The organism is Dyella sp., assembly GCF_035508675.1.
Lineage (GTDB): Bacteria > Pseudomonadota > Gammaproteobacteria > Xanthomonadales > Rhodanobacteraceae > Dyella_B.
Window position 1 is genome coordinate 1 of record NZ_DATJMN010000231.1, and the last position, 10,660, is coordinate 10,660.

Here is a 10,660-nt window from a genome sequence, read left to right on the forward strand (position 1 = left end):
AGCCCGTATACCGGCCAGGTCACCAACCTGGATCTGTATTACATCAATATCGCCAACGAGGTCACCGATTCGGTGACGGCCGAAGCCAAATACGTTTTCGACCCCACTCGCCTGGGCACGTTTGCCGTACAGCTGGACTACAACGACATGCTCAAGCATCAGTTCCAGGAGTATCCCGGCACCCTGCCCATCGATCAGCTCACCAACCCGCTATGGAGCACGGAGTTCAAGGACCTGGCGAGCGGCTCGCTCAGCTGGTCATGGCACGATGCGTGGCGCAGCACGCTGTACTGGCATCGCTACAGCCCGACGCCCAATTATTTCGCTTTCACCTACGGTCCCACGTCTGCCGGTGCCGGGCATCTTCCGCCGTGGATTCTCTACAACTGGAGCGTGGGTTATTCGCCGACGAAGCATCTGGACCTGTCGCTGATGATCAACAACGTGTTCAACAAGATGCCGCCGTTCGACCCCGGTTATCGCAGCAGCCGCACGTTTCCGTATTTCAACAACTACAACTACAACATCTATGGGCGGGAGATCATGTTGCAGGCGGATTATCGGTTTGGTGGAACGCGGTAACGCCGCCGGAAGGACACGTAGGCTGGGATGCAATCCCAGCCTACCTGCGCATCGCTACCGCGGCACTACGTCCCTGCCCACCCGCTTGATATGCTGCTCTACATACATCGCCGCCGCATCCGCATCGCCGCAGACGATCGCTTCATAGATCAGGCGATGTTCCGATACATACAGCTGCACACGATGGGCCTCGTAAATGCCGTCGTCCTTCAGGCGCTTCCACAGCGGCTGATCCATGGTGCTGGCCACCACGTCGGCCACCTTCACCAGCAACGGATCGCCGGTCATCACCGCCAGCTGGCGATGGAACAAGCGGTCGCTGTCGTTCCACAGTGCGCATTGCCTGGGATCGTCGATATCGGTGATCGATTCCATCTGCGCCAGGTAATGCTCGGCCAGCCCATCCGGCTTGGCGCGCTGCGCCGCGCGCCTGGCGATGGCCGGCTCCAGGATGCGGCGGAGGTCCAGCGTGGCGCCAGGGCTGACGTCGGGATCCGTCACGCTTGCCATGGCCGACGCAGTCATCGACAAACGTTGCAGCGCATCACTGCTTACATAGGTGCCAGCATTGCGGCGCGTGATGACCAGACCCTGGTTTTGCAGCGCGCCGATCGCCTCGCGCACGGCCGGGCGCCCCACCCGGAACCGCGACGACAATTCCCGTTCCGACGGCAAGCGTTCGTCCGCAACGATGCGACCGCTGCGGATGTCGGTACGGATGCGCTCGGCGACCTGCTCATAGATCTGCTTGGGACGAAACGCCTCGTCGAGGACTGCGTGCGCCTTCGCCATCTCCACCCTCCTCCACTGGTTTCGATACCCAACCAATAATCCGACAAATAATATCTTTGGTTGAATACTGATCCAACGCTGGTCTAGATTTCAACCCAACCGCACACAAGCAGGGACACAGGATGAAACCGGACCGTTTCGTGAGCACGGTGGAGATGCACGCCGCCGGCGAAGCTTTTCGCATTGTTACCGGCGGCTGGCCGAAGCCGCAGGGCGATACCATCGTGGCGCGCCGCGCATGGATGAAAGCGCATAGCGATCACCTGCGCCGCGCGCTGATGCTGGAACCACGCGGCCACGCACACATGTACGGCGGCTACCTCACCGAATCGGTCAGCGATGGCGCCGACTTCGGCATCATCTTCATGCACAACGAAGGCTATAGCGACCACTGCGGCCACGGCGTGATCGCACTGGCTACGGCGGCCGTCGAACTGGGCTGGGTGGAACGCCGCACGCCTGAAACGCGCATCGGCATCGATGCGCCGTGCGGATTCATCGAGGCATTCGTGCAGTGGAATGGCGAGCACGCCGGCAGCGTGCGCTTCGTCAATGTGCCCTCGTTTATCTGGCAACGCGATGCGGTGGTCCAGACACCCACCTACGGCGAAGTGCGGGGCGATATCGCCTTTGGCGGCGCGTTCTATTTTTATGCATCGGGCAAGCCGTTCGGGCTGTCGATTCGCGAAGCGGAGGTCGAGCGGCTGACGCAATTCGGCGATGAAGTAAAACGCGCCGCCAACGCGGCGTACAAGGTCGCGCATCCGCACATTCCCGACATCAACCACATCTATGGCACGATCATCGACAACGCGCCGCGCCACGCCGGTTCCAGCCAGGCCAATTGCTGCGTGTTCGCCGACCGCGAGGTGGATCGCTCGCCGACCGGCTCCGGCACCGCCGGCCGCGTGGCGCAATTGTTCCTGCGCGGTGAATTGCAACGGCACGACACCCTGGTCAACGAGTCCATCATCGGCACCCGCTTCCGCGGACGCGTGCTGGCGGAAACCCGGCTCGACCGCTTCGACGCGGTGATGGTGGAAATCGAAGGCGATGCGCACGTGTGCGGCTTCGCCCAGTGGCTGATCGATGAGCGCGATCCGTTGGCGCATGGGTTTCTTGTGCGTTGAGGTCATGCTGGTTGGGGGCCTCGACAGTTGCGAGGATGCATTCCCTCCCCTGCTTGCAGGGGAGGGTGAGGGTGGGGTGCGAGCGTAGCGAGCGGCGGTAGCCGAACATCGTAGCAACGTCTATATCGCATGCTGTTTCCGACATACGTTATTTGCCGACATTCAGGGGCACGCTAAAGCCCAAGCAACCCCACCCGAACCCCAGTGCTCCGAACTTAAGGGCCATCTATCGCCGGGAACTCTAATTCGTCATTCCGGCGAACGCCGGAATGACGGGATTGGATTTCTGGCGGCTGAAAGATCCTTAAGTTCGGAGCATTGACCCGAACCCTCCCCTACTGTCGCAGGGAAGGGAGCAGATAATCGCGAAGCGGCATTCCATGATGAGAAGTAGTGCGATATTGGGCAGTCGAAGATACACAACCCGCTTTGTGCCGACATCAACCTCCCTCCATCGGAAATTTCCTCAAGACCCCACCCCCGACGGCGATCAAGCTGGATCGTGCCGGTGCCTGGACTGGCAGCCACGATTCACTACGACATCCAGCTTGGGAGGGTAAACCATGGTACGAACCACCGTTCTAGCTAAAGGACTTGCGATGGCCTTGTGCGCCTTGGCAAGTGCCGGCGCAATGGAAACCGTCTTTGCTCAGCCGGCAACACCGAATGACACCGTTACGCTCGCCCGCGGCATCACCCTGCACGCCAGCGATCAAGCGGCGTTGATGAATGCGAACGCGCCGGTGCGCGTGAACGTCGTGTTGAACATGCACCACTCCGCCGAGCTGCAACAGATCGCCGATCAAGTACGCTTGCACACGCGCAGCCCGCTGACGGACAAGGATATGGCGGCGCGTTATCTACCGAGCCGCGCCGATGCCATGCGCGTCTACAATTTTCTACGCGCCAACGGCTTCGGCCAGATCTACGTGTCGAAGGACAACATGATCGTGACGGCCTGGGGCTCGGCGGCCGACGTGCAAGCGGCCTTCAAGACACGCCTGTACCAGCTTCATCGCGGCGAGCAGACCGGCATTGCCAATGCGGATGCGGTGGGCATTCCGTCGGCCTTGAGCGATGCGATTGCCGCCGTGCATGGCTTGCGCTCGTTCCAGGAACGCGGCGTATCGGGCGCGAAGGTTGCGGCTACCGCGCGCGACAACGTCAGCTGGCACGGCAAAGGTGCGCCCGGCACGCAGTCGACTACCGGCGTGGTGGCTTGCCGGGAATGCGTGCACGCGCCGACCGACTTTCCCTCGCTGTACGGCGCCGGCAACCTGGCGCCGGCGAACAATCAAGTGGTGGCGTTGATCGGCGTGGGCGATCAGCGCAACACCAATTACCTGTACCAGACCTGGGCCAGCAATTACGGCTTCCCATTCATCCCGCTCGACGTGATTTATCCCACGGGATACACCCAGGGCGATTACGAGGCGCAGACGGAAGCGGCGCTCGACGTCGATGCCGTCGCCACCATGACGGGCGGCCTGCAAAAAATCGCCTTCTACTCGGCGCCGTCAACAAACCTGGATGACGAACTGGCCGCCGTGACAGCCGCCATCGACGACGACCGGCCGACTATCTCGCTTTCGTTTGCAGCGACCTGCGACGCGGATATCGGCCAGGATCTGCGCAATAGCTGGGACCAGGAACTTGCCGCCGCGGTCGCCAAGGGCATCACCGTGTTCGCCATCACCCAGGATGCCGGCGGCTATCCGGGATGCTCCGACAACGAAAGCTCGACCGGTTTTCCAGGCAGCTCGCCCTACGTGGTATCGGTCGGCGCCTCCACGCTCTACAACACCGTGGACTCCTACTCCACCTACGATCACGAAACGCTGTGGACATGGAGCGAGAGCGGACCGGCCGCCACGGAAGCGCGCCCGTCCTACCAGAACGCGGTCGCCAACATCGTCGGCAACCTGCGCAGCACGCCGGATTTCGTGATGGATGGCGATCCAAATTCAGGACTGTGGATCGTCACCGGCGGCTATGACAGCAGCGGCACTTATCAAACGAACTGGGCGGTTTATGGCGGCACCAGCCTGGCCGCACCGTTGCTGGCAGGCACGTACGCCAGGCTGTTGCAAAGTGGCATTGCACCCAGTTTCTGGCAACAGACTTTTTATGACATCGGCATCGGCCAGGTGAACCAGACCAGCGGCGATTGCCCCAGCTGCTATCACCTGCTGACGGGAGGCAGCAACGGCGCCTATTCGGTCGTGCCGGGACAATTCAACCAAGCCTCCGGCTGGGGCTCCTGGAATGCGGCAGCGCTGGCCACGGGCATGGCGCTGCAGCGTTGACGGTGGTTACGTAGGTTGGCGGCGAGGCGACGCCGAACCCCAACAAAGCGGACATCTCGGTCGTCGCGAGAAACTGTTCCCTCCCCTGCGAAGTAGGGGAGGGTGAGGGTGGGGTGCGAGCGCAGCGAGCGGTCCACGCATTTCCGTAAGAAATTCGGCTGCGCGCTAAAGCACAAGCCACCCCACCCCAGCCCTCCCCTGCTGCCGCAGGGGAGGGAGCGCATGGTGGCGATATCAAGTTGTAGTGTGACCTTCAGCACGTGGCCCTAAAACCGCCACGTCACCCCGCCCTTGAAGCCGCTATCCACCGCACGATGCGCCAGCTGTCCGTCATACGCCACGTTGAAGGAAACGCTCTGCGTCACCTGCAGCAACAAGCCGGCATCGACCACCAGCGCATTGCGTGCGATCGGTACGCCTTGCACCGTAAACGGATCACTGCCGGCAAACGCCATCTCGCTGCGCGGGTCCACGTAGCCGGAGGCATGGCGCCAGCCCAGCGTGCCATAGGCATGGAGCAGATCGCCGTTGAATGCGAAATGCGTATTCGCATGCGCGCCCAGGGTGGTGTAGGTCACCGCATGATCGCTGCCGCGCCCGGACAGTGCGGCGGCACCGCCCCGCTCCTGAAAGCCGTCACTGTTGAGGTTGACATAGGCGGCCTGCGCGAACGGTTCAAGCGTCGCGGTCTTGAAAGCAAACGCATGGCCGGCCTCGCCGAACACCTGCGTCGTATACGCCTTGTTGTGGCTCCAGGTGGCACTCAGGTTCGGCAGCGGAATGCTGCGATTCACGCTCAAGGCATGATCGCCATAAGCAACGCCCGCACGCAAACCAAGGGCACCTAGCTGGGTGCCTGCATACAGGCTCAGATAGGCATCGTCGCTGTTCCCGGTGGCACCTCGTTGCGCGGACTGCAACGAAGTCTGGGTATAGCCGCTGGCCACGCCCACACGGCCATGATCGCCAAGCGGCATGTCGGCGCCGAGCAGAAAACCGCTGATCGTGTCCGACAGCGCAGCGGCATTGCCGTTGCTGTCCAGGCGATCCCACGAGCCTGCGAACTGTCCCCACCAGGTCACGCCGTTGGCATGCGTCTGCGTGGACTGTGCGGCGGGGGCTGCGGCCGAAGCCTGATCATCCGTGAGCGTGGCGAAGCGCAAGCGCTCGGTTACCGCATCGCGCAGCAGGCGGCTGTCGTCGAGGAAGCTGCCCTGCACGCTGGCATGCACATCGCCAGAGAGTACGTCGGCGGCGTGGCGCACCTGCGCCTGCGTCGCCAGGTTGGACACGGTGACGAAGGCCGCGCTCGATGCCGCAAGACTCTGCAACGCAGTGAGTGTCGCTGCCTGATTGGGCGTATCGGCCGCATCGACCAGCGCATGCTGCTGGATCACGTCCAGATAGACATGGTCGGCATCGTAGACCGCGTTGATGCCGAGCGTGGCGCTGACACTGCTGTTTCCCACCAGCGTGTAGCTGCCGCTCAAACCTGCGCCGGCCGTGAGCAAGGTGTAGCGCGCACCGAGGATATACGGCTGCGGCTGGGCCGATGCGAGCACGCCGAGTTGTGCGCCGGGCGCCAGCACCGCCTTGCCGTTCACCACGATCTGGCTCGATGCGCCCGGCTGCGCGGGATTCACCTGGGCAATATACGTGGCGCCGGCGTTCTGCAGGTAATTGCCCGCCACCGTCAGCGCCTGGTACGTACCGACGCCATGGCCCGGCGCAATCCCGCCCGTCACCACCAGGCCACCGCCGATCGAACCGTGCCCCGTCAGCACGCCGGCATCGATCACGCTACCGGCGAGCGAACCGTTGAGCGTCAAACCGCCAGCGGGGCTGATGCCGGTGCTGCCGGTGAAGGTGTTGTTGCCGGTCAAGGTTTCCATGCCTTGCGCAATCACCAGGCTGCCGCCGGTGCCACCGACCAGGCCGCCATCCGCCAGCACGCCGGCAAACGTGCCCGAGGCGTTGGTCAATTCCAGCGTGTTGGCGCCGAGCGCCACGTTGCCTGCGCCGCTGAGCGATTGAATCAACGCCGGCCCCGATACGCGCGAAATATCCAGCGTGCCGTCCGCCTGCACGCCCGAGGAATCGGCGATGGTGCCGGGACCTGCCAATCCCAGCCATCCGCCCTGCTCGATCTGCGTGGCGCCGGTATAGGTATTCGCACCGGTCAGCTGTGCCATGCCGCCCGCGGCCACGATCAACGGCCCATTGCCTGAAATGATGCCAGCAATGCCCTGTGGCGGCATCGCTGCGGAAATGGTGTAGCCGCCGGTCGTTGAAATCGGATCGATCGAGACGAAGAACGGCGTGTATCCCGTTTCCTGGTTCTGCAGGTCATACATCACGGAGTTGTTGAAGAAGAACGAGATGCCGTAGAGCGCCTGGCCGGCATTGGTATACGGATCGCTACCGGGCGTGACGACATTGCTCAGATCGCCGGCGCTGTCGTTGCCCGTGATGATCGATGCCGGTTGCGCACCCGCAGCGCTACCGGTCATGGTCAGCATGACGCCCGGTATTTCGTCGCCGTACGCATTCACGTGACCGGCGGCCGTTTCGCCGGCCAGCAGGCCGGCATCGTTGAGATAGATGGTTGGCGTGCCCGAATCGAGCAGCGTTTGCAAGGTGGCGCTGTATTTGCCGCCATTGAGCGTATAGGCGAACGTGAGGTCGAACTGGTTCGCCGACACCGGCGCGCCCGACAGCGGGAAAGTAGCCTGCGAACCGCCGTTCCACGGCACCAGGCTGATGAACTGCGCGCGCAACGCCGGCGTGAGATTCAAGATCACATGGCCGCAGCCGCTGCAGTTTTGCGGATTACCCCCTTGTGCATTGGCCGCCACGATGTAGCCGCTGGTAGTGAGGTTGCCCAGCACGCTGTCGTTACCGAATTCGCCAGCGCCAAAAATGCCGAACAGCTTGAACGTGCCGCCATCTTCAGGGCCGATACCCTGATTGAGGTTCTGCTGCCAGGTGGCATCCAGGTAGACCGGCACCTCGCCTTGCGTGTTCAGGCCGTACTGCGCGATCTCGGCAAAGGTGAAGCTGTAGCCATAGGTAGGCAGGTAATAGCCGATCTGCGCGCCGGCCTGGTCACCGCCTAGGCTGCTTGCGGTGGCGACAGCGCCCTGGTTGATCAGCACCGGCAGGCCCTGCTGGTTGGTGAAGCTGGCTGCTACCGCATTGGACGAGCTGTTGTAGAACTGCACGCTCGACACCGTGCTAGTCGCACCGAGATTGCCGTAGGTGCCATCGCCGTAAAGCGAGAGCGCCGGCGACGTGGGCGTGATCGGCACGCCCGGCACGATCGGAAACCACGCCTGCCCGTTGCTGCCCGAGCCCACGTCGATATTGAAGGACGTCGAGCCGGTATCGAAAATGTACTCCTCCGGCGCGGCGCCGTTGACGCCAACGTTGATGCCAAGCCGGTCCTCGGAGACGCCGCCGCCGGATTCGACAATCACGTCCAGCGGAATGGTGGTCGGTTGCGACTGCGTCTGCGCATGCGCGCGTTGTGCAAGCCCCAGGATACACGCCAACGCCAATACCGAGCGTGCACATACGATACGACTCATCTTGCTTATCTCCCCCCCGTGGCAAACGCGCCACTGTTCGACAAGTGAAAGACGTTGCGCGGCGGCAAAAGCCTACCTGGAGGCATTCATCTCTCGCGCCGCCGCCAGGCAAGACCGCACGAGATGGCCGCATGTCTGTCGTTAAGGGACAGCGCCTGGACTGCGCAGGAACATTGACCCTATCTGACAGTTAATCGACCCAAGTTGCGATAGCGGCCATATCCCCCAAACGCGATGATGCCTGTACACGCTCGAGCAGCTTCGGGCATCCATTCGCCACAACCCGAATCGCTGGCACGCAGGCTTTTAGGGGAATGCCTGTATCTTCCGCATCGGGAGGAATCATCCATGAAAGTCCACCTCGGCCTCGCCGGTCTCCCCTACGAAGTCGAACTGCGGTTCTGGCTCGCCTGCAAACTGCTGATGTCTTCGTCCACGCCGGTGCAATTGCACAAGTGGGAAGGCAAACCCTGCGACATCCTGGCCGTCGACCTGGATAGCGAACAAGGACAGATCGCCTACGAAATGGCCATCCACGGCGATGCGCGCATCATCTTCATCAGCAGCGATCCCAACACCGAACAGCTTGCCGGCACGCGCATCGACAGACACGCCACCGCATCGGCCATCGCCAAGCTGCTGGAAAACCTCGTGTCGGCCGCACCGCGCAGCAAGCATGCCGTGGTCGACGGTCTGCTCGGCATCTGTTTGCTGCAAGGTGGAAACGGGCATGAGGTGCTGGCCCAGAACGGCATGATCTCCATCATTCTCCGCGATCGTGCCCGGCGTGTTTATGGCAGTTCCAGGGTGGAGTTGGAAAACGCCAAGCAGCATCTGCTCGACGCTGCATGGCGCTGCGTTCCGGTCACTGCGCCTTGCGAACATCAATACGAGGGGCTGGTGTGCGGAAACCTGGACAGCTTCCTGGTTTCCGCCTGCCTGCGTCATCGCGATAACCTCGCCATGATCAGCAATGCAAGCTATCGGCTGAGTGTATGGCCGGATTTCATCAGCTTCCCCGACAACCGCGAAGCCTTGCGCTTGTCGTCGGCGCTTTATCGCAAGAGCTGGCACGTGGCCGATCTGGCCGAACACTGTGGTGTCACCGTGGCCACCGCCAACGCGTTCTGCTGGGCCATGCGGGCCAGCGGCGCATTGCGGCTGGACGATAGCGCCGAAGCCATGCCCACGGCACCGACCAACGAGCCCTTGCCGCTGGTGCAACGCGTGGCGCGTCACCTTGGCCTCAAGGCACGACAGACACCCGCGTGATCAGCAAGTAGGCTTGGATGAAATCCCAGCACGCAGGCGGTAAGCACACGCGAACCCCAACATTCGCCATGCAGATGACGGAGATGGGGTTCGCCCTGAGTCCGAGCTGCGCCAGATTCAACGTGACGTAGAGATGCCGTCCATCGGCGTACCTTCGCTGTCCACCTGTCTGGCCAACGCATCGGCACCCTTGTCGATGCCGACACGCGCCGCCTTCAACGCACCGACACTCGCACCGACATTCATCGCGTTGGGATACTGCTTGGTGATATAGGCGCTGAGCAACTGCCGCGACAACGCATCGTAGATCTCTACCGAATAGATCACCAAACCGCTCATCAAACCTTCCCTGCCGCGAATGGCCTGCACGCCGTTGTACAGGCCGCCGCCGATAACAGCAGACCCTGCGCCGCCATCCAGCGCAGCAGCGCCAATTCCGGATCGTCCGCTTCCGCCTTGATGCGTTCGGCGTGACGCGCGGACGTCTCTCGGCTCATCGCAAGCAGTTCCGGTTCTTCCACCAACGCCGCCACGATCGCATGCGCGATCGAATACGGTTGATGCGACACCTCACGCAGCCTGGCGATCTGCTCCGCCAGGGTGTTCTCCGTGCCGATCTTCGACCCACGCGCAGGCGGTGCATGGTCGAAGTACCGAATCTGATGCTCCAGCAAAGCCCTCCATACATCCACCTTGGCGGGAAACTGATGCATCACCCCGCCCTTGCTCAACCCGCTCTCGCGCGCAATCGCATCGAACGTAAGCTTGCCCGGACCATCGCGGGCGATGATGGCGAGATGGCTTGCCGCGATTTGCTCCCTCCCCTGCGACAGTAGGGGAGGGCTGGGGTGGGGTTGCTTGTGCTTTAGCGTGCAGCCGAATGCCGCTGTGGCTTCTCATAACAAGAAGCAATGTGCCAACGTTAGATTCTTGCCGCTCGCTACGCTCGCACCCCACCCCAACCCTCCCCTACTGCCGCAGGGGAGGGGGA

At 62.4% G+C, this 10,660-nt stretch carries 6 protein-coding genes and 2 pseudogenes; 4 read left to right on the forward strand and 4 right to left on the reverse strand.

Features of this window, described 5'->3' with window-relative positions; all coding sequences use genetic code 11:
- A pseudogene (locus VMA74_RS12300) lies at positions 1-582 on the forward strand (outer membrane receptor protein); the annotation flags it as partial.
- Between the two features lie 54 nt (positions 583-636).
- Here VMA74_RS12300 and VMA74_RS12305 read toward each other — a convergent pair.
- Positions 637-1,374: a FadR/GntR family transcriptional regulator gene (locus tag VMA74_RS12305; RefSeq protein ID WP_325367330.1), complete on the reverse strand. Its 738-nt coding sequence runs from the start codon at positions 1,372-1,374 to the stop codon at positions 637-639.
- Between the two features lie 122 nt (positions 1,375-1,496).
- On the opposite strand from VMA74_RS12305, the gene lhpH reads away from it, so the two are divergent.
- Together lhpH and VMA74_RS12315 are read left to right on the forward strand one after the other, a co-directional pair.
- On the forward strand, positions 1,497-2,504 hold the full coding sequence (gene lhpH, locus VMA74_RS12310) for a trans-3-hydroxy-L-proline dehydratase (RefSeq protein ID WP_325367332.1): 1,008 nt from the start codon (positions 1,497-1,499) through the stop codon (positions 2,502-2,504).
- Positions 2,505-3,067: 563 nt separating this feature from the next.
- A complete protein-coding gene (locus VMA74_RS12315; protein ID WP_325367334.1) occupies positions 3,068-4,810 on the forward strand; it encodes a S53 family peptidase in 1,743 nt (580 codons plus the stop codon).
- 266 nt (positions 4,811-5,076) lie between these two features.
- Here the strand turns inward: VMA74_RS12315 and VMA74_RS12320 are convergent, their stop codons facing one another.
- Complete coding sequence (locus VMA74_RS12320) at positions 5,077-8,397, reverse strand: autotransporter domain-containing protein (RefSeq protein WP_325367336.1); 3,321 nt, start codon at positions 8,395-8,397, stop codon at positions 5,077-5,079.
- A gap of 348 nt (positions 8,398-8,745) precedes the next feature.
- On the opposite strand from VMA74_RS12320, the gene VMA74_RS12325 reads away from it, so the two are divergent.
- Positions 8,746-9,669, forward strand: coding sequence for a hypothetical protein (locus tag VMA74_RS12325; RefSeq protein ID WP_325367338.1), 924 nt, complete (start codon positions 8,746-8,748; stop codon positions 9,667-9,669).
- A gap of 117 nt (positions 9,670-9,786) precedes the next feature.
- Here the strand turns inward: VMA74_RS12325 and VMA74_RS12330 are convergent.
- Positions 9,787-10,062 (reverse strand): annotated as a pseudogene (locus VMA74_RS12330) (DUF3313 family protein); the annotation flags it as partial.
- Complete coding sequence (locus VMA74_RS12335; RefSeq protein WP_325367340.1) at positions 10,008-10,502, reverse strand: TetR/AcrR family transcriptional regulator; 495 nt, start codon at positions 10,500-10,502, stop codon at positions 10,008-10,010. The pseudogene VMA74_RS12330 and the gene VMA74_RS12335, both read right to left, overlap by 55 nt.
- Between the last annotated feature and the right edge of the window lie 158 nt (positions 10,503-10,660).

Bases quoted from the DNA above. Each gene is read 5' to 3' on its own strand.
- lhpH (WP_325367332.1), top strand. From the start codon at position 1,497: ATGAAACCGGACCGTTTCGTGAGCACGGTGGAGATGCACGCCGCCGGC.
- VMA74_RS12325 (WP_325367338.1), top strand. From the start codon at position 8,746: ATGAAAGTCCACCTCGGCCTCGCCGGTCTCCCCTACGAAGTCGAACTG.
- VMA74_RS12305 (WP_325367330.1), bottom strand. From the start codon at position 1,374: ATGGCGAAGGCGCACGCAGTCCTCGACGAGGCGTTTCGTCCCAAGCAG.
- VMA74_RS12315 (WP_325367334.1), top strand. From the start codon at position 3,068: ATGGTACGAACCACCGTTCTAGCTAAAGGACTTGCGATGGCCTTGTGC.
- VMA74_RS12320 (WP_325367336.1), bottom strand. From the start codon at position 8,397: ATGAGTCGTATCGTATGTGCACGCTCGGTATTGGCGTTGGCGTGTATC.